The following is a 17,705-nucleotide window of genomic DNA, read 5'->3' on the forward strand; positions in this document are numbered from 1 at the left end:
CTAGCTTTGCAGCCCATTGTAGCCGATCACGACGTTTCATGCGCTTAAAGAAGATCAAGCTCGCGGGCTTCAAATCCTTTGTTGACCCGACCACGGTGCCGGTGGCCGCCAATCTCGTCGGTATCGTCGGTCCAAACGGTTGCGGGAAATCCAACATCATCGACGCCGTTCGCTGGGTGATGGGGGAAAGTTCGGCCCGCCATCTGCGGGGTGACACGCTGGCCGATGTCATCTTCAGTGGATCGACGAGCCGCAAGCCGGTGAGCCAGGCGTCCGTGGAGCTTGTCTTTGATAACAGCGAAGGCCGTGCCGCCGGCGAATACGCCCGTTATGCGGAGATCGTCGTGCGCCGCGAGGCGTCGCGCGATGGGGCATCGGATTATTTCCTGAACAAGACGCGTTGTCGCCGAAAGGATATTACCGATTTGTTTCTCGGGACGGGCCTCGGTCCGCGTGCCTACTCCATCATCGAGCAGGGCATGATCTCGCGGATCGTCGAGGCGCGTCCGGAGGATCTGCGCCTGTTTCTCGAGGAGGCCGCCGGTATCTCGCGCTACAAGGAGCGGCGCCGGGAGACCGAGAACCGTCTGCGCCATGTGCGCGAGAACCTGGCGCGGCTGGACGACACGCGTGGCGAGCTCGACACTCAGCTCAATCGTCTCAAGCGTCAGGCGGCGGCGGCGCAGAACTATAAGGTCTGGCGGGAACGCGAGCGCGCGCTGCGCCTGACTTTGGCGGGTGCCCAGTTCCGGCGCTTCACCCACGAGATCGAGGCCGCCGGTAAGGCCGCGGAAGAGGCCGTGACGGCGGTGGAAGCAGCGCTCGCCCGGCAACGCGCCCTGGAGGCCGAGACCGAGGCCTTGCGCGTGGCGCGCGATGAGAGTAACGAGACGGTGCGCGCGGTGCGCGAGCGTGCCTACGCGGCGGCCACCGAGGTCACGCAGCGCGAACAGGAGATAGCGCATGCGCGCGCCCTGGCCGCCGAACGGCGCGCCGAGCAGCAGAGTATCGTCGCCCAGTGCGAGCGCCTGGATCGGGAGGTGACCGCGGATCAGGAGCGCGAGCAGTCGCTGTCGCAGGAACTGGCGGGGCTTGCCCCCGCCGAGGACCGGGCGGGCGTCGAGGAGCGTACTGCGGCTGAGGCACAACGCCAAGCCGAGGCCGTGCTCGATACCTGGCGGCGGTCGTTCGAGGCGGCAGGTCTCGAGGCCCAGGGGCCGGTGCGGGCGAGTGCCGCGGCACGCAGCGAGACCGCGCGTCTGACGGCGCGCAGCGAAGATCTGAGGCATCGAGCCGCGCGCCTCGAAAGCGAGGCGCAGAGCGTCGGGGCGAGCGGCGGGAGCGGGCTTGCGACCCTGACCGAGGCCTCGGATCTCGCGGATCGCGATTACGAGGACGCGAAGGAGCGGCTGACCGGTCTCGAGGAGCGGCTGGCCATGCAGCGACAGTCCCTGGAGACGGCCACGCACGAGGTCGCCGAGCAGGCCGGGACCGTCAAGGCCGCGGATGCGCGGCTGGCGTCGTTGCGCAGCATGCAGGCGCAGGCCCTGCGCACGGGCCATGAGGCCGTGAGCCGTTGGGTGCGCGAGCACGGCCTTTCGCAGGCGCCGCGGTTGGCCACCCAGCTGGATGTGGATGCCGGGTGGGAGCGGGCCATCGAGCGCTGGCTCGGGGCCAGGATTGCCGCGCTTTGTGTGCCCGCGGGTACCGTCACGCCGGAACGTGTGGCGCCCCTGGAGAAGACCCCGGTGGTGCTGTTCGAGCCTCAGAGCGCGGATTCCGATGACGTGTCGTCGGGACTTGGGGGCAAGGTGCGTGCGCCGTTTTCGGTGGCAGGACTCTTTGGTGGCGTGCGTCCCGTGGCATCACTCGCGCAGGCCTTGGCCGAGCGTCCCGGGCTGTCTGTGAACGAAACGCTGGTGACCCCGGAGGGCGTGTGCGTCGGTCGGGACGTAATCAGTTTTGCCGGCGAGAACGACGAGCGTGCCGGGGTGTTGGCGCGCGAGCGCGAGATTGCGGAGTGGACGCGACGCGAGCAGGCGAGTCGCGCGGCGTTGACGCTTGCCGAGCGCGCCCGGGATGGCGCACGGGCGGAACTGGGGGCCCTCGAGGGGCAGCGCGCCGAGGCCCGTCGCGCCCTGGACCGGTGCGCCGATGTCCGTACCAAGGCGCATGGCGCGGTGCAACGCGCGCACGCCGAGGAGCAGAGTCGGGCGGCACGTCATGGTCGCTTACTGGCCGAGCTCGACGAGGTCAAAAAGGAGCTGAACGCCTGCCTTGTGGAGCGTGAGCGGGCAGAGGGCGAGGAGCGGCGCGCGCGCGAGGCCGCAGCGCAGAGTGAGGCGGCCCTGGCGGCACTTGCCGGGCAGCGCGAGACCCACCAGGCGGCACTCGAGGCGGCACGCGCGGCGCTCCGTGCGGCAGGCGACAAGCGCCACAAATTGGCGATGGCACAGCAGCAGGCGCGGACTGCACGCGACGGGCTGCGTGAACGGCTGGCGCGTGCGCGCGCCGAACTGGGGCGCTTGGGGGCGCGCCGGGAGACCGTGGCGCGGCAGATCGAGGAGGCGCTTGCCAAGGAACGTGAGCCGCAGGCGGAGCTCGGGCGGCTGCTCTTGGAGCGCGCGGCGGCGCAGGCGGCGCTCGCCGCCGCCGAGCAGGATCTGGATACCAAGGAACAGGCGTTGCGGCGTGCCGATGGCGCGCGCCATGACGTCGATGCCGCAACGCGCGCCGCCGAGGAGGAGGCGAACACGAGGCGGCTTCTGGTCCATGAACTGAAGGTGCGCCGTGATGCGCTGGTGGAAGGGTTGCGTGCCCAGGGGGTGGAAGAGGACATCGCGCGCCTCGCCCAGGACCTGGACGATCATGTTGATGCCGAACCGCTGGAGCGCGAGCTCGCGGATCTCGTGGAGCGTATTCGACGGCTCGGGGCCGTGAATCTCATGGCCATCGAGGAATTCGAGGAGCAGTCGCGCCGCAAGGAGTTTCTGGACGCACAACACGCCGACCTGAGCGAGGCGCTGGCGCTGCTGGATGAGGCGATTCGCAAGATCGACCGCGAGACGCGCAGCCGCTTCAAGGAGACCTTTGAGCGCGTCAATGAGGACTTCAAGGCCTTCTTTCCGCGACTCTTCGGGGGCGGCGAGGCGCAGCTCCTTTTGAGCAGCGAAGACCTCCTGGAGACCGGCGTCACCGTCATGGCGCGCCCGCCGGGCAAGCGCAATAGCACGATCCAGCTGCTGTCTGGTGGCGAGAAGGCACTGGTCGCGGTATCGCTCATCTTCGCGCTGTTTGCATTAAACCCGGCGCCCTTTTGTTTTCTGGACGAGGTCGATGCGCCACTCGACGAGGCCAATGTCGGGCGTTTTGCACAGACCCTGAAGGAGCTCGCCAAGAAGAGTCAGCTGCTCTTTATCACCCATAACAAGGTGACGATGGAGGCCGCCGATGTGCTGCTCGGGGTGACCACCGCCGAGGCCGGCGTATCGCGACTTGTGAGCGTCGACGTCGAAGAGGCGCTTGGCATGGTGGCACGGCAGACCGCGGAGGCGTAAGACATGGGCCTGCGAGGCGCACTTATCATACTCGGCCTGTTGATCATGGCCATCGTGGCACTGAATGCCTATGATCGCGGGCGCATCAAGCGCGGCCTGCTGGCGTTGTTCGAGGGGCGATTCAAGGGACGGGGCGTGATCAATGAGGCGCCATCCGAGGATAGCGCGCCGCCGTGGAGCGAGCGGCGCGTCTTGCGTCCCGAGACCGAAGGGCCCGCGGAGGAGGCCAAGACCGCGGGGGCCGAGGAAGGTGGCCTGGAAGAGCCGTTCGGAAGCATAGATTTCATCGTGTTTCTGCCGGGCGATGCCATGGTCGAACGCGATGCGGCGCTCGGGATCTATAAACAAAGCGAGTATCTGATCGATAAACCCCATCGACTCTATGGCCAGCGTGAGGGCAGTCAGTCGTGGGGTAACCTATCGAGGGACCCGGCGACCGCCCGTTATGGGCTGCTGGCCCTGGCATTGCAGCTGGCCGACCGGTCGGGCGCTGTGAACGAGTCGGAGTTGAATGCCCTCTCGCAGATCGGATTGAAGCTCGCCGATGCCTTGGATCGCCCGACGCGATTCAATATGACCTTTGAACAGGCCCTGGAACGGGCCTGCGCGCTCGACAAGTTCTGTAGCACATTCGATGTCATAGCGACCATCAATGTGCTGGCGGATTCGGCCCCGGTGTTCCGGGGGCCGGCCATCGAGCGCGCCGCGCATGAGGCGCACCTGGAGTTCGGGGCGCGCAACATCTTTCACCGCAAAAATCCCGCGGCGGGTGCGTGCCGCCACCTTTACAGTCTCGCCAACCTCTATCAGCCGGGATCCTTCGACCCCCTGCGTCTCGATGTGTTTCAGACCCAGGGGCTTACGCTGTTCATGTCGGTCCCGTCGGTGCCTGACCCGCTGGCGGCGTTCACGGATATGGTGGAGGCGGCGCGGGTGCTGGCGCGACGCCTCGGAGGAAAACTGTTCGACGCGGATCGCAAGCCGCTGTCGGATGCCGGCCTCGGGGCGATCCGCACCCAGATTCAGGACATGGCCGACCACATGGTCCAGCACGGTATCACCCCCGGGAGTCTGAACGCCGTGCGTCTGTTCCCGCCATGACGCAAGACGCAGCCGGCGCACGCGCGGCCGAGTTGCGCGCCGCGCTTGACTACCACAGTCATCGCTACTATGTGCTGGACGACCCGGAAATCAGCGATGCCGAGTATGACCGGCTGTTTGCCGAACTCGTGGAACTCGAGCGCGCGCGGCCCGATCTCGCGCGGCCGGATTCACCCACGCAGAGAGTGGGGGCGCGGCCGAGCGCGACGTTTGTCCCGGTAGTCCATGGGCAGGCGATGCTATCGCTCGCCAATGTCTTTTCCGAGCAAGAGCTTGTCGATTTCGATCGCCGGGTGCGCGAGCGCCTGGGACATGACGACGTCATCTACGTCGCGGAGCCCAAACTCGATGGATTGGCGGTAAGCCTGCGCTACGAAGACGGGCTGCTGGTGCGCGCGGCCACGCGCGGCGACGGCACCACCGGAGAGGATGTGACGGCTAATGTGCGCACGATCCGCACTTGCCCTTTGCGCCTGCGGAGCGCCGCACCGCCGCGTATCCTGAAGGTGCGGGGCGAGATCTACATGCCGCGCGAGGGATTCCTGCGCCTGAATGAGGCACAGGTGGCGCAGGGCGGCAAGCCGTTTGCCAATCCGCGCAATGCCGCCGCCGGGAGCCTGCGCCAGCTCGATCCGACGGTCAGTGCGCAACGTCCCTTGCGGTTATTTTGTTATGGCACGGGCGAATGGTCCGGTGGCGAGGTGCCGCGTTCCCAAGAGCGGCTTCTCACATGTCTCGCGGACTTCGGGCTGCCGGTCAACCCCGAGCGGCGCGTGGTGACGGGCTATGAGGGCTGCCTGCGATATTACGCCGACCTGGGACGCCGCCGCGCAGAGCTTGCCTACGAGATCGATGGTGTGGTCTACAAGGTCAACGATACCGCCGAGCAGCGCCTCCTCGGGGAGCTGTCGCGCACGCCGCGCTGGGCGGTAGCCCACAAGTTCCCGGCGGAGGAGGCCGTGACGCAGGTCGTGCGCATCGATGTGCAGGTGGGCCGCACCGGGGCCCTGACGCCGGTTGCGGTTTTGACGCCGGTGGCCGTCGGCGGCGTGATGGTCAGCCACGCAACCTTGCACAATCCCGATGAGCTGGCCCGCAAGGACGTGCGGATCGGGGATTGGGTGAGCGTGCGCCGCGCCGGTGATGTGATCCCCGAGATCGTCGGTGTGGTGCTTGACAAACGCCCGGGCGATGCCAGACCGTTCCCCTTCCCCGACCATTGTCCCGTGTGCGGGTCACCGGCGGTGCGCGATCAGGGCGTGGTGGCGCGCTGCGCGGGTGGTCTCGTCTGTCAGGCGCAGAGGCGCCAAACGATCCGGCATTTTGCCTCGCGACGGGCCCTGGATATCGAGGGCGTGGGCGACAAACTGGTCGAACAGTTGGTCGACGGGGGTCTCGTCGAGACAGTCGCCGATCTCTTCAAGCTGACGGTCTCGGACCTGGCGGGCCTCGAGCGCATGGGCGAACGGTCCGCGACCAAGGTCACGCAGGCCATCGCCGCGAGCCGTATGACGACCTTGCCGCGTTTTTTGTATGCGCTCGGGATTCCGGAGGTGGGGGAGGCCACCGCACGCGCCCTGGCGCAGCACTTCGCGAGCCTCGAGGCCCTGTTGGCGGCCGATGAACATGAGCTCACCGCGGTGCCCGATGTCGGGCCGGTGGTCGCGCATGCCATCGCGGTGTTCTTCTCCGAGCCCCATAATCGCGCCGTGATCGCCGGCCTGCAGGCCGCGGGGGTCCGCTGGCCGGCCCTGGAGAGGCCGGCACGTGGTCCGCTGTCCGGCAAGACCGTGGTGCTGACAGGGACCCTTTCGGGTATGACGCGCGAACAGGCGCGCACGGCCCTTGAAGGTCTTGGGGCGAAGGTCGCCTCCAGCGTCTCGCCGCGCACGGATTACGTGGTGGCCGGACGCGATCCGGGCAGCAAGGTCAAACGGGCCGAGGAGTACGGCGTGCCGGTCATAGACGAGCAGGGTCTGCGCGCATGGCTCGATAAGGGCCCGGCTACGGGCGACGAGTCATAGCGTCGCGGATTGGGGTAAAGCCGCGCGCCGCGACCGGCGTGGTCGCCGGGGCGCGGCGCCAGACGTCAGGATGTCGATAGGTAACGAATGGCCGCCTTGCGGCGCATGGCCGCCATCATGTGGTCGACCTCCTGCTGTTCCAGGGACCGGTATAGGCGCGTCTCGACGGCCGCGAAGGGCGGGGGTGTATATGGACGTTTGGCCAGCAATTGGATGATATGCCAACCGAAACGGGTCTTGATCGGTGTCGGCGAGATCTCGCCGGTATGCAGGGTGGTCAGTGCCCGATAGAACGATGGCAGGACGTCGGCGGCGTTGAACCACCCGAGCGCCCCCCCTTGATCGGCGGATGAGCCGTCCAGGGAGTAACGGCGCGCAAGTACCGAGAAGCGCGCGCCATCGTGCAGCTTTTGGAGGATCGTCAGGGCCTTGGCGCGGGTCGCGACCAGGATGTGGCGGGCCTCGTACTCCTCGTGTGGGGTGTGGAGGAGCTCTTGACGATAGAGCGCCTCCAGGGCCGTGTGCGTGATCGGGTGGGTGGCGAGGAAGTGCTTTAACATGGCGCGCGCCAGGATGTTCTCGCGATCCTCCTTTAGGGCGACATGGACCGCGGGTAGTCGTTGAAGGCCGGCCTTGCGCGCCGCCTGCGCGAGAACGACGCGATTGATGAGCTCGTTTAGGATGATCTTTCGGCTCTGCGCGTTATGGGGCAGGGGCGGTTGTTGCAGGTCGCGGGCGCGCACATAGTCCCGGTAATCCCCCTCGGTAATGCGTTCCCCGTTGACCGTGGCCAGCGTAGGACTTCGGTCGATTGCCGTGCCGGGGTGGCAGCCGGTGAGGAACGCCGTGATCATCGCGACGATGAGCAGCCATGCGTGCGCAAAACGGGATCGGGACATAGGTGTGATCAGATATCTCCGGGAACGAGGGCGCGGATCGATAGCGCGTGGATGTCTTTACGAAGACCCGCGAGCGCTTCATAGACCAGGCGATGGCGTTCGAGGAGGCTGCAACCCCGGAAACGCTCGGCGATGATCAGTACCGTGTAATGCCCCCCATCGCCGGCGCCGGCGTGCCCGACGTGTTGTAGCGAGTCGTCCGTGATCAGGATCTCGGTGGGCGCGAAGGCCTCTTTCAGGCGTTCGCTGATGGCGTCGCGCAGACTCACGGCAGCACCTGACGAAATGGTCGCACGGCCACATCCTCGTACACGGCGGCACGCGTGTAGGGGTCCTCGGAGGCCCAGGCGCGGGCTGCGATGAGCGACGGAAATTCCGCGACGATGAGGCTTGCGCTGTAGCCCGCCGGTCCTGGATCGGGGCTATCCACGGCCGGGCACGGGCCGGCCAATACCAGCCGGCCCTCATCCTGCAACGCCCGCAGGCGATCCAGATGTTCCGGTCGTGCGGCCTCGCGACGTGCGCCGCTATCGGATGCGAGTGTCCCCAGGATCATGTACAGCATAAAGCCCCTTTGCCAAACGGCGTGGGCCGGATGGATTGTGTAGCGCGTATCGTATGCGCCCTCCTGTCAGGAATAAAGGGCTTTAAAAGGCGTCGCGCCATTCTTTTTTGCAGGAAACCGGTCGCGCGCGCCCCCACGGGCGTGGCGCCCCCACGCCAGGCCGCCGCTGGGTGTAGACGGACATTGGCCGTGTCAGTGGAGGGAGTTCTGGGCGAGTGCCTGGAAGTAGTGGGTCATGACGGCACGCACCCGTGCCGGATATTGCACGACCTCCATTTGACGCATCCCTTCCCGAAAGAAGTCCTTGGCATCTCCGGGGAGCCCTTGGATGAGATCGTCGAAGACCCGCGACATAAGTTCGGTATTATAGGAACGGGTGGCCACGATGGCACGGTTCAGCTGTAGGATGCGCCATGGGCGCCCATCGTCGGACTTGTCCGGGTCGGCGGCGATATCGCTCGCGGTCGCCTGCATGAGTTTTCCCATGAACGCGGTCATATCCTCCAGCGCCGCCGGCTCATGGAGTTCGTTGGCCATCACCGCCAGCCCGTTTACAATGGGATCCAGGGCGCGCACATGCCCATGGTGACGCATGATCCAGTCGCCTATGGAGACCGCGAGCCGTTCAAGCTCGGCCTTGGCCTTGGCAAGACCGAGTTGTTGGCCGATTTCGCTCAGTTCCGCGAGCGTGAGCAGGCCGGTATTCCCGAGGCGTGTCGCATCGTCGTCAGGCAAGGCCGCCTCTCGTCCATGGCGCTCGTCGAGCTCGGCCAACATGGTAAAAAACTGTTCGAGCGTGGCGATGAGCGCGGCCGGATCGTTTTCCCCACCGGCCTTGCCTTGCGGGCGCCAGACCGCGAGGAACATCTCCCGTATTCGGCGGAGGTGTTCAAGGGCGTTGCGGGGTGCGGGTATAGGGATCATGAGGCCTCGTCGACCGAAAGGTGGGAAAATTGTACTACGATTTGCATACACACACAGTCTGGTCGGATGGGGAGCTCGAGCCGGCGTTGCTGGTGGCGAACGCGGCGGCAGCCGGCGTACGTGTCTTGGCCCTGACCGACCACGACACCATGGCCGGTGTCGGTGAGGCCGCCGGCGCGGCTCCCGGCCTCGGCGTCCAGCTCATCCCCGGCGTCGAACTGTCGGTGAGCTGGCAGGGTTTGACCGTGCATGTGGTCGGGCTTGGGCTCGATGCCGGCAATGTCCGTCTCTGCCAGGCCCTGGATGAGTTGCGCGAGATACGTATCGAGCGCGGCCGGGCGATGGTGGCGGCGCTGGCAGCGGCTGGTCTCGGGGAGGCGCAATCGATCCTGGAGCGGCCGGGAATCGTAAGCCGCGTGCATGTGGCCGACTGGCTGGTGGCCCATGGTCACGCGCCCGATCGGGCGCGCGCGTTCAAGCGCTTCCTGACCCGAGGGGCAGCCGCCTATGTGGCGGCGCAATGGCCGGATCTTCCGGCCGCGGTCGGCTGGATCAGAGGCGCCGGGGGATGCGCCGTTCTCGCCCACCCCATCCGTTACCGGCTGAGCGGCGGACGCCTGGCGCAGCTGGTAGGCGCCTTTACCGAGGCGGGGGGAGCGGCGCTCGAGGTGGTCACGGCGGGGCTCGATGCGGGCGAGATCGGGCGGCTTGCGCGGCTTGCCCGAAAATACGCGCTGCACGCCTCGGTGGGATCTGACTTCCACAAGGCCCTGCCATGGCGCCCGCGGCCGGGGGGATTGCCGGAGCTCCCGGGCGATTGCCGGCCGGTGTGGGACGGCTGGCCGCAGATCGCATTGCAGGAGATCGGGTGATGGCCCAGTATTTCGTGATGCACCCGCGTAATCCGCAGGCGCGGCTGGTGCGTGCCACGGTGGATATCGTGACAAAGGGAGGAGTGATCGTGTATCCGACCGACTCCTGCTATGCGCTGGGTTGCGCGCTTGAGAACAAGGCGGGGCGGGACCGTATCTGCCGGTTGCGTGAACTCGATCCGAAGCATCCATTCACGCTTGTCTGCCGGGACCTCTCGGACCTGGCGACCTATGCCCAGGTCGACAACAGCGCCTATCGCATCCTCCGGGCCCATACCCCCGGCCCTTATACCTTCGTGTTGCCGGCCACCCACGAGGTCCCGCGACGACTGCTGGATCCCAAGCGACGAACGATCGGTGTGCGCGTCCCCGACCACGTCGTCACGCAGGCCTTGCTGGCGCAGCTCGGGGCCCCGCTCATGAGCGTAAGCCTGATCCTGCCCGGCGATGAGGCACCGCTTAGCGACCCGATGGAGATCCGCGCGCGTCTGGAACATGCCGTCGATGTCGTCATAGACGGCGGCCCGTGCCCGGGAGACCTGACCAGCGTGGTGGTCTGGGAAGGCCGGGAGTTCCAGGTGCATCGTGCCGGCGTGGGCGACACATCGATGTTCGCGCCGCGCGAAGGGGGCTGATATACTCCCGCCATGACTGCCCTGAACCCCTTGCAAACCTTTTCGATCTGGGCGCTTCCGGTGCTGTTTGCCGTAACCTTGCACGAGGTGGCGCACGGTTGGGTGGCAAAGCGCCTCGGGGACCCGACCGCCCAGCGCCTCGGGCGGTTGTCGCTCAATCCGATCCGGCACATCGATCCCCTGGGCACGATCCTGATTCCGGGGCTCTTGATCCTGATGCAAACCGGATTCATATTCGGATGGGCCAAGCCCGTGCCCATCACCTGGTCGAATCTGCGCAAACCGCGGCGGGACATGGCGTTGGTGGCGCTGGCGGGCCCGGGGGCCAACCTGCTCATGGCGCTCCTATGGGCGCTGGTGGGACGGCTTGCCACGTACCTGCCGTCGATGTGGGCGGCGCGACCGTTGTTCTATATGGGCATTGCCGGGATCACGATCAATATCGTGTTGATGGTCCTGAATCTTTTGCCGTTGCCGCCGCTCGACGGAAGCCGTGTGCTGGCCGGGCTGTTGCCGCCGCGTCTGGCCGTGCCCTACAGTCGCATCGAACCCTACGGTCTGTGGATTTTATTGTTGCTCGTCGGCACCGGCGTGCTCGGCTCGATCCTGGGCCCCCCGGTGACGATCTTGCGAGGTCTCGTGTTCGCCTTGAGCAGGATGGGGTAAATGTCGTCTGTCCTCCCGTCGGCTACGCGGGTCGTGTCCGGTATGCGCGCGACCGGACGACTCCATCTTGGGCATTATCACGGTGTCCTCAAAAATTGGGCGCGTCTTCAGAATGAGTACGATTGTTTTTTCTTTGTTGCCGACTGGCACGCCCTGACCACGCATTACGAAGACCCGGGCGTCATCGCCGAGAGCGTCCGCGATATGGTCATCGACTGGCTTGCCGCGGGGGTCGATTTTCAGAGCGCCACCTTGTTTGTGCAATCGGACGTCCCCCAGCACGCCGAACTCCATCTGCTGCTATCGATGATCACGCCGCTTGGCTGGCTTGAGCGCGTCCCGACGTTCAAAGACCAGCAAGAAAAACTGCGCGAGCGCGACCTCGCGACCTACGGATTTCTCGGTTATCCGCTTTTGCAGAGTGCTGATATCCTCGCCTACCGCGCAGCCTTCGTGCCCGTGGGCGAGGACCAGGTGGCACATATCGAGCTGTGCCGCGAGGTGGCGCGGCGGTTCAACTACCTCTATGGGCGCGAGGCGGGCTTTCTGGAGAAGGCCGAAGAGGCCCTGCGGATCATGGGTCGCAAGGCCGCGAAGGCCTATAAGGATTTGCGCGAGGCCTATCTGGAGCGGGGGGAGAAGGAGGCCCTGGAGACGGCACGCGCCCTTGTCGAGCGGCAGGCAAACATGACGCTGGGCGACAAGGAAAGGCTTTTCGGGTATCTGGAGGGTCATGGGCGCCTGATCCTCACAGAACCCCAGGCCTTGCTCACGCCACAGTCGCGGATGCCGGGCCTCGATGGCCAAAAGATGTCGAAATCGTATGGAAACACCATCGGATTGCGTGAGGATCCGGACGAGGTGGCGAAAAAGATAAAGACGATGCCCACAGATCCCGCGCGCAAGCGGCGCACGGACCCGGGCAATCCGGATCTTTGCCCGGTCTGGCCCTTCCATGAAATTTATTCTTCGGAGGATGTGAAGGCCTGGGTTCGGAATGGTTGCACGACCGCAGGCATCGGCTGTCTTCAGTGCAAGCAACCGGTCATAGATGCCGTCAATGCCGAGCTTGCGCCGATTCGCGAGCGAGCCCATGAATTGGAACGTGACGGGGCCCGGGTTCGAACGATCCTGGCCGAGGGGGCACGTCGCGCCCGGGAGGCGGCGGACGAAACGCTGGAAGACGTCCGGCGGGCCATGGGTTTGGCGTGGGAGTAACATCATGAGCGCGGTCCTGGTTCGCGGGGAGGAATGGACCAATATCCCCGAAGACCTTTATATCCCCCCGGATGCCCTCGAGGTCATTCTTGAGGAGTTCGCCGGGCCGCTTGATCTGCTTTTGTACCTCATCCGTCGCGATAATATCGATGTGCTCGATATTCCGATAGCGGAGGTGACGCGCCAGTACATGAGCTATGTGGAGATCATGAAGGCGATCAAGCTCGAGCTTGCGGCAGATTATCTGGTCATGGCGGCGATGCTTGCGGAGATTAAATCACGCATGTTGCTGCCAAGGCCGGTGGCGGCGGATCCCGAAGAGACGGACCCGCGTGCCGAGCTTGTGCGGAGGTTGTTGGAATATGAACGCTATCAGGCGGTGTGCGAAAGTCTCGAGGCGAGGCCGCGAGTCGGGCGCGAACTGTTTTTGCCGGAGATCCCCATGGATGGCCGCAATAGCGAGCGGCCGGCACCGATGGTCACCCTGGAGGACCTTCTGGGCGCACTGCGCGCGGTTTTACGGCGTGAGGACGCCTTTGCCCACCACCGCGTGATGCGCGAACCCTTATCGGTAAGGGAACGGATGACGCATATCCTGGAGCGGGTACGCTCGGATGGATTCACGGAATTTTCGCTGCTTTTTCAGATCGGTGAAGGAAAGCGGGGTGTTGTCGTCACCTTCCTGGCAGTTTTGGAGTTGGTGCGGGAGTCCCTGATCATGCTCGTTCAAAACGAGCCGTTTGCGCCCATTCATTTAAAGGCCGCCGCATGAGCGAGGTGCGTATTCGGGATATCGTGCATGCGGCTTTGCTTGTCGCGGGGGAGCCGCTCACCCTGGAACGTCTCGGGTCTTTGTTCGCCGATGAAGCGCGGCCGGAACGGGACGAACTTCTGCAGGCGCTCGAGGATGTTCGCAACGCGTGTAACGGTGGCCCCTTGGAGCTTCAGTGCATAGACAAGGCGTATAGACTCCAAACCCGCGCGGAGTATGCGCCATGGTTGAATCGTCTGTTCGCAGAGCGGCCAGCGCGTTACTCGCGCGCGGTCCTCGAGACGCTTGCGGTCATCGCTTATCGGCAGCCGACGACCCGAGGTGAAATCGAGGCGATTCGCGGCGTGGCGGTCAGTTCAGACATCATAAAGACGCTGTTATCACGGGAATGGATTCGGCAAGTAGGGACGAAGGAGGTTCCGGGAAGGCCGGCCTTGTACGGGACGACGCGCGCCTTTCTGGAGAACTTCAATTTGACGTCTCTGGGGGAGTTGCCGCCCCTGAGTGAACTGCGGATCGCGACTGATGATGAGGGTGCCCAGGCGTTCGTGCCGGTTGGTCTATCGGTAGGCTCTTCGGCCACCGAGTCCGAGGCCACCGAGTCCGAGGCTACTGAACCCGAGGCCACCGAGTCCGAGGCTACTGAACCCGAGGCCACCGAGTCCGAGGCTACTGAACCCGAGGAGGGCGGGTCGGGGGAGATCTTGTGAGCGAGAAACTGCAGAAAGTTCTGGCGCAGCGAGGGCTCGGATCACGGCGTGAGATGGAGCGGATTATCTTGGCCGGGCGCGTCAAGGTCGATGGTCGGGTGGCGACGCTTGGGGAACGGGTCGATCCCGGCGGAGACATCATTGTCGATGGCTGGCGACTGGGGCACCGGCCGCTCCCGAAAGGTCGCGTGCTCGTATACCATAAGATGACAGGCGAGATGTGCACGCGGAGCGACCCTGGGGGTCGACCGCTCGTATTCGACAAGCTCCCGGCGATTCGTCAGGGACGATGGGTGGCCGTGGGGCGACTGGATATCAACTCGTCTGGTCTCATGCTTTTTACAACCGATGGGGAATTGGCGGCGCGCCTCATGCATCCTTCGACGGGTGTGGTGCGCCGTTACGCGGTGCGCGTTCTTGGGCGTGCGAGTCCGGATGCCTTTGCGCAATTGACGCAAGGCATCATGCTGGAGGATGGGATGGCGCGCTTTACGGAGATGAAGGATGCGGGTGGTGATGGCGCCAACCGTTGGTACCACGTTGCCATTATGGAGGGGCGCAAACGTGAGGTCCGGCGATTGTTTGCCGCGGCGGGGCTCGTGGTGAGTCGCCTGATCCGTATTGGCTATGGTCCGGTGGACTTACCGCGAACCTTGCGACCGGGCTGCAGTCGCCCGCTTGCCGCGCCAGCGGTGGCCGAACTGTATACCGTCGCAGGCCTGGTGGCTCCGCAAAAATCCCGGTGAAGGCGTCCCACCTTGTTCGTGTCTATCACGACCTTTTCGCACATTACGGGCCGCGGCATTGGTGGCCTGCGGATTCCCCCTTCGAGGTCATGGTCGGGGCGGTGTTGACCCAGAATACGTCGTGGACCAATGTGGAGCGCGCCCTTCAGCGCATGAAGGGTGTCGTGGCACTCGAGGCCGCACCCATAGCGGCCCTACCCGTGGACGTCCTGGCCGACGCGTTACGTCCCGCGGGTTATTATAACGTCAAGGCGCAGAGGCTCCAGGCCCTGTGCCGGTGGGTCGTCGACCAAGGGGGCATGGAGACGCTCCATGGGATGGAGACGCAAGCGCTGCGCACCGGGCTTCTGGGTGTCCATGGCGTCGGACCGGAGACGGCGGACGATATCGTTCTCTACGCGTTTGGTCGCCCGGTTTTTGTGATCGATGCGTACACGCGGCGGCTCTTTGCGCGCCTGGGTTTTGTGCAGGGCCACGAGACCTACGAAGACATGCGGGAGCACTTCGAACGGGCCCTGCCCCATGACCCGGTTCTCTATAATGAATACCATGCGCTGATCGTCGAGCATGCGAAGACAACGTGCCGGACACGGCCGTTGTGCCAGGAATGTGTCTTGCGATCGCGGTGCCGGGCCGTCTCGCCCACCGAGCCAGACAAAGGCATCGACGGGCGTTAGCTATGGTTCATCGGATGATTAGCGGGTGGGCAACCTGGAGTTGCAGAGACATTAAGGAGGGGTGATGGCGCAAAGATGGGCGATAGCGATCATGGCGGCGTACATGCTCCTGGGTGGCTGCGCAACCACGGGCATGCGCCCGGCACACGGTCCAGACGACCCACTCAAACCTCTGAACAAGAAGATTTTTGTTTTCAACCAGCACCTGGATCGCGTACTCCTGAAGCCGACTGCTGAGGCCTATGTCGGACTGACACCGTTGCCGCTGCGGCGTGGGATCAGCGATTTCTTTGCCAACCTTGACGACGTGAAGGTGATCGTCAATGAGTCGCTGGAGGGCCGCGCGGGCCCGGCCTTTCTCGAGACCGCACGCTTTCTCGTCAATTCCACTCTCGGCCTACTCGGCCTGATCGATGTCGCAACGCCCCTTGGTTTACCCGCGCATAACGCGGGCTTCGGGGAGACCTTGGCGGTCTGGGGGGTGCGTAGTGGTCCTTATGTGGTGTTGCCGCTCTTTGGCCCAAGCGATGTGCGTGATGCCGTAGGGTTGGGTCTCGACAGCTTCACCAATCCTCCCACCTATTTGAGTGACCCGTCGGCGATGTGGGGCGCCTACGGCGCGCAGCTTGTCGATACGCGGTCACATTACCTGCATCAGGGCCTGCTCATGCGACTGGCCGCAGCCGGACACGAGTACACGTTCGTGCGTGATGCGTTCTGGCAAAAGCGCCGGGCGCTCATCCGTCGCCGCCGCGCCGGTCACTAGGATTCCCTTTCTGGCGTAGTCCAGGTAAAATCGTCGAATTTCTGCGCCTTGGGCGCCTTAATGGGGGAAATATGGTAACGATACGCTTGGCCCGTCGCGGTGCCAACAAGCGGCCTTTCTATTCGATCGTGGTCGCCGACAAGCGCCGCGCGGCGAGCGGGGCCTTCATCGAGCGCGTCGGGTTCTTCAATCCGATCGCGAGTGGCGCCGAGGAGCGCCTGCGTGTCGATCATGAGCGTGTGCAGTATTGGCTTGAGAGAGGCGCGCAGGCCTCGGAACGGGTCGCGGGGTTGCTAAAGAACGCCTCCTGACGTCATGCCCGACCAGGCGCCCCCGGAGTGGATCGAGGTGGGCCGCGTGGCGGGCACCTACGGCGTGCGCGGCTGGTTGCGCATCCAGCCGTATACGACGCGATCCGAGACAGTCCTGGATTACCAACCATGGCGCGTGCGCCAGCGGTCCGGTGTGGTGGAGACGCCGACGGTGCTCGAGGCCCAGATCCACGGCAAGGGTCTCATCGTGCGCATCGCCGAATGTCGGGTGCGCGAGGACGCCGAGCGCTGGACCGGCGGAACGATTGAATGCCCGGTCTCGGCGCTGCCGGTGCTGGCCGCTGGGGAATATTACTGGGGCGAGCTTCTGGGGCTGGTAGTAGAGACGGTGGACGGTGTGATCCTGGGGCCTGTGCACAGGCTCCTGGAGACCGGGGCCAACGACGTACTGGTGGTACGAGGGGCCGATCGGGAGCGGCTCATTCCTTACATCCCGGCAGTGGTTCGTCGGGTCGACAAGGATGGGCGACGCATGGTCGTGGATTGGGACCCGGACTTTTGATGTGGACATCGATGTCATCGGGCTGTTTCCGGAGGCGGTGCGCGGGTTCTGCGAGTGCGGCATTGTAGGGCGCGCCTCGCAGCTTGGTATCGTCACGCTGCGATTTTGGAATCTGCGGGATTTTGCCGAGGATAAGCGGCGGACCGTAGACGACCGGCCCTACGGGGGCGGCCCCGGCATGGTCCTGATGGCCGAGCCCGTGGCGCGCGCGATCGATGAGGTGCGGGCCGGCCACGAGGCCCCGGTCCTGTATCTGTCGCCGGTCGGACGGGTGCTGAACCATGCCGCGGTGATGGAGCTTACGGCGCGGCCACGTCTCATTCTGTTGGCCGGTCGCTACGAAGGCATGGATGAGCGCATCGTGCGCGCCTCCGTGGACGAGGAGTGGTCCATAGGCGACTATGTGCTGTCCGGGGGAGAGGTCGCGGCTGCGGTATTGATCGATGCCGTCGTGCGCCAGTTGCCGGGGGCCCTGGGACACGAGGACTCGGCGCGCGAAGACTCATTCGTGGCGGGGCTTCTGGACCATCCTCATTACACGCGGCCCGAGCTATGGCGCGAGGAGCGGGTCCCGGAGGTCTTGATGTCGGGCGATCACGCGCGTATTCGGGCGTGGCGCCTGCGGGAGTCTCTGGGGCGCACGTGGCTGCGCCGTCCGGATCTCTTGGAGGGACGGGAATTGGATGCCGAACAGAAGCGGCTTTTAGAAGAATTCAAACAGGAATATCGAGGGTAAGGT

General features: G+C 65.0%; 19 protein-coding genes. 15 read left to right on the forward strand and 4 right to left on the reverse strand.

All coding sequences use genetic code 11. From position 1 onward, the window contains the following. Positions 1 to 38: 38 nt before the first annotated feature. The 3 genes from smc to ligA are packed head-to-tail and all read left to right on the forward strand — an operon-like array spanning position 39 to position 6,682. Positions 39 to 3,557, forward strand: coding sequence for a chromosome segregation protein SMC (gene smc / locus C4901_RS07980; protein WP_110136879.1), 3,519 nt, complete (start codon positions 39 to 41; stop codon positions 3,555 to 3,557). A 3-nt stretch (positions 3,558 to 3,560) separates the two neighbouring features. Beyond that, positions 3,561 to 4,658, forward strand: coding sequence for a cell division protein ZipA C-terminal FtsZ-binding domain-containing protein (locus tag C4901_RS07985; RefSeq protein ID WP_110136880.1), 1,098 nt, complete (start codon positions 3,561 to 3,563; stop codon positions 4,656 to 4,658). Then, positions 4,655 to 6,682: an NAD-dependent DNA ligase LigA gene (gene ligA, locus C4901_RS07990; protein ID WP_110136881.1), complete on the forward strand. Its 2,028-nt coding sequence runs from the start codon at positions 4,655 to 4,657 to the stop codon at positions 6,680 to 6,682. The genes C4901_RS07985 and ligA overlap by 4 nt, the downstream gene beginning before the upstream one ends. A gap of 65 nt (positions 6,683 to 6,747) precedes the next feature. On the opposite strand, the gene C4901_RS07995 is transcribed toward ligA, so the two are convergent. The 4 genes from C4901_RS07995 to C4901_RS08010 form a co-directional block, all read right to left on the reverse strand. Continuing rightward, complete coding sequence (locus tag C4901_RS07995) at positions 6,748 to 7,581, reverse strand: peptidylprolyl isomerase (protein ID WP_110136882.1); 834 nt, start codon at positions 7,579 to 7,581, stop codon at positions 6,748 to 6,750. A gap of 8 nt (positions 7,582 to 7,589) precedes the next feature. Next, complete coding sequence (locus C4901_RS08000; protein WP_110136883.1) at positions 7,590 to 7,850, reverse strand: BolA family transcriptional regulator; 261 nt, start codon at positions 7,848 to 7,850, stop codon at positions 7,590 to 7,592. Then, positions 7,847 to 8,146: a YciI family protein gene (locus tag C4901_RS08005; protein WP_110136884.1), complete on the reverse strand. Its 300-nt coding sequence runs from the start codon at positions 8,144 to 8,146 to the stop codon at positions 7,847 to 7,849. The genes C4901_RS08000 and C4901_RS08005 overlap by 4 nt, the downstream gene beginning before the upstream one ends. 192 nt (positions 8,147 to 8,338) lie before the next feature. Further along, positions 8,339 to 9,070: a hypothetical protein gene (locus C4901_RS08010; RefSeq protein WP_145960667.1), complete on the reverse strand. Its 732-nt coding sequence runs from the start codon at positions 9,068 to 9,070 to the stop codon at positions 8,339 to 8,341. Between the two features lie 41 nt (positions 9,071 to 9,111). On the opposite strand from C4901_RS08010, the gene C4901_RS08015 reads away from it, so the two are divergent. From C4901_RS08015 to trmD, 12 genes are all read left to right on the forward strand, one after another. Further along, positions 9,112 to 9,942 carry a PHP domain-containing protein gene (locus C4901_RS08015; protein ID WP_205736266.1) on the forward strand — a complete coding sequence of 277 codons (831 nt, stop codon included), beginning with the start codon at positions 9,112 to 9,114 and terminating at the stop codon, positions 9,940 to 9,942. Further along, positions 9,942 to 10,577, forward strand: coding sequence for an L-threonylcarbamoyladenylate synthase (locus C4901_RS08020; RefSeq protein ID WP_110136887.1), 636 nt, complete (start codon positions 9,942 to 9,944; stop codon positions 10,575 to 10,577). The genes C4901_RS08015 and C4901_RS08020 overlap by 1 nt, the downstream gene beginning before the upstream one ends. A 12-nt stretch (positions 10,578 to 10,589) precedes the next feature. Beyond that, positions 10,590 to 11,243: a site-2 protease family protein gene (locus tag C4901_RS08025; protein ID WP_110136888.1), complete on the forward strand. Its 654-nt coding sequence runs from the start codon at positions 10,590 to 10,592 to the stop codon at positions 11,241 to 11,243. Continuing rightward, the gene (locus C4901_RS08030) at positions 11,244 to 12,461 is read left to right on the forward strand and encodes a tryptophan--tRNA ligase (RefSeq protein ID WP_110136889.1); all 1,218 of its coding nucleotides are present in this window, start codon (positions 11,244 to 11,246) and stop codon (positions 12,459 to 12,461) included. A 4-nt stretch (positions 12,462 to 12,465) separates the two neighbouring features. Further along, positions 12,466 to 13,233 carry a ScpA family protein gene (locus tag C4901_RS08035; RefSeq protein WP_110136890.1) on the forward strand — a complete coding sequence of 256 codons (768 nt, stop codon included), beginning with the start codon at positions 12,466 to 12,468 and terminating at the stop codon, positions 13,231 to 13,233. Further along, a complete protein-coding gene (scpB, locus tag C4901_RS08040) occupies positions 13,230 to 13,943 on the forward strand; it encodes an SMC-Scp complex subunit ScpB (RefSeq protein WP_205736267.1) in 714 nt (237 codons plus the stop codon). The genes C4901_RS08035 and scpB overlap by 4 nt, the downstream gene beginning before the upstream one ends. Continuing rightward, entirely contained in the window at positions 13,940 to 14,689 is a 750-nt protein-coding gene (locus C4901_RS08050) for a pseudouridine synthase (protein WP_110136892.1), read from the forward strand. The genes scpB and C4901_RS08050 overlap by 4 nt, the downstream gene beginning before the upstream one ends. An 89-nt stretch (positions 14,690 to 14,778) precedes the next feature. Further along, entirely contained in the window at positions 14,779 to 15,366 is a 588-nt protein-coding gene (locus tag C4901_RS08055) for an endonuclease III domain-containing protein (protein WP_110138572.1), read from the forward strand. Positions 15,367 to 15,430: 64 nt separating this feature from the next. Beyond that, complete coding sequence (locus C4901_RS08060; RefSeq protein WP_110136893.1) at positions 15,431 to 16,132, forward strand: VacJ family lipoprotein; 702 nt, start codon at positions 15,431 to 15,433, stop codon at positions 16,130 to 16,132. A gap of 71 nt (positions 16,133 to 16,203) precedes the next feature. After that, entirely contained in the window at positions 16,204 to 16,443 is a 240-nt protein-coding gene (gene rpsP, locus C4901_RS08065) for a 30S ribosomal protein S16 (protein WP_110136894.1), read from the forward strand. A gap of 4 nt (positions 16,444 to 16,447) precedes the next feature. Then, on the forward strand, positions 16,448 to 16,966 hold the full coding sequence (gene rimM / locus C4901_RS08070) for a ribosome maturation factor RimM (RefSeq protein WP_110136895.1): 519 nt from the start codon (positions 16,448 to 16,450) through the stop codon (positions 16,964 to 16,966). A gap of 1 nt (position 16,967) precedes the next feature. Further along, positions 16,968 to 17,702, forward strand: coding sequence for a tRNA (guanosine(37)-N1)-methyltransferase TrmD (trmD, locus tag C4901_RS08075; protein WP_240611849.1), 735 nt, complete (start codon positions 16,968 to 16,970; stop codon positions 17,700 to 17,702). Positions 17,703 to 17,705: the final 3 nt, after the last annotated feature.

The sequence above is a fragment of the Acidiferrobacter sp. SPIII_3 genome (assembly GCF_003184265.1).
Lineage (GTDB): Bacteria > Pseudomonadota > Gammaproteobacteria > Acidiferrobacterales > Acidiferrobacteraceae > Acidiferrobacter.

Excerpts from the sequence above, each read along its gene's own strand:
- C4901_RS08020 (WP_110136887.1), top strand. The coding sequence starts at position 9,942 with ATGGCCCAGTATTTCGTGATGCACCCGCGTAATCCGCAGGCGCGGCTG.
- C4901_RS08030 (WP_110136889.1), top strand. The coding sequence starts at position 11,244 with ATGTCGTCTGTCCTCCCGTCGGCTACGCGGGTCGTGTCCGGTATGCGC.
- C4901_RS08035 (WP_110136890.1), top strand. The coding sequence starts at position 12,466 with ATGAGCGCGGTCCTGGTTCGCGGGGAGGAATGGACCAATATCCCCGAA.
- ligA (WP_110136881.1), top strand. The coding sequence starts at position 4,655 with ATGACGCAAGACGCAGCCGGCGCACGCGCGGCCGAGTTGCGCGCCGCG.
- scpB (WP_205736267.1), top strand. The coding sequence starts at position 13,230 with ATGAGCGAGGTGCGTATTCGGGATATCGTGCATGCGGCTTTGCTTGTC.
- smc (WP_110136879.1), top strand. The coding sequence starts at position 39 with ATGCGCTTAAAGAAGATCAAGCTCGCGGGCTTCAAATCCTTTGTTGAC.
- C4901_RS08005 (WP_110136884.1), bottom strand. The coding sequence starts at position 8,146 with ATGCTGTACATGATCCTGGGGACACTCGCATCCGATAGCGGCGCACGT.
- C4901_RS07995 (WP_110136882.1), bottom strand. The coding sequence starts at position 7,581 with ATGTCCCGATCCCGTTTTGCGCACGCATGGCTGCTCATCGTCGCGATG.
- C4901_RS07985 (WP_110136880.1), top strand. The coding sequence starts at position 3,561 with ATGGGCCTGCGAGGCGCACTTATCATACTCGGCCTGTTGATCATGGCC.
- C4901_RS08060 (WP_110136893.1), top strand. The coding sequence starts at position 15,431 with ATGGCGCAAAGATGGGCGATAGCGATCATGGCGGCGTACATGCTCCTG.
- rimM (WP_110136895.1), top strand. The coding sequence starts at position 16,448 with ATGCCCGACCAGGCGCCCCCGGAGTGGATCGAGGTGGGCCGCGTGGCG.
- rpsP (WP_110136894.1), top strand. The coding sequence starts at position 16,204 with ATGGTAACGATACGCTTGGCCCGTCGCGGTGCCAACAAGCGGCCTTTC.
- C4901_RS08025 (WP_110136888.1), top strand. The coding sequence starts at position 10,590 with ATGACTGCCCTGAACCCCTTGCAAACCTTTTCGATCTGGGCGCTTCCG.
- C4901_RS08055 (WP_110138572.1), top strand. The coding sequence starts at position 14,779 with ATGGTCGGGGCGGTGTTGACCCAGAATACGTCGTGGACCAATGTGGAG.
- C4901_RS08010 (WP_145960667.1), bottom strand. The coding sequence starts at position 9,070 with ATGATCCCTATACCCGCACCCCGCAACGCCCTTGAACACCTCCGCCGA.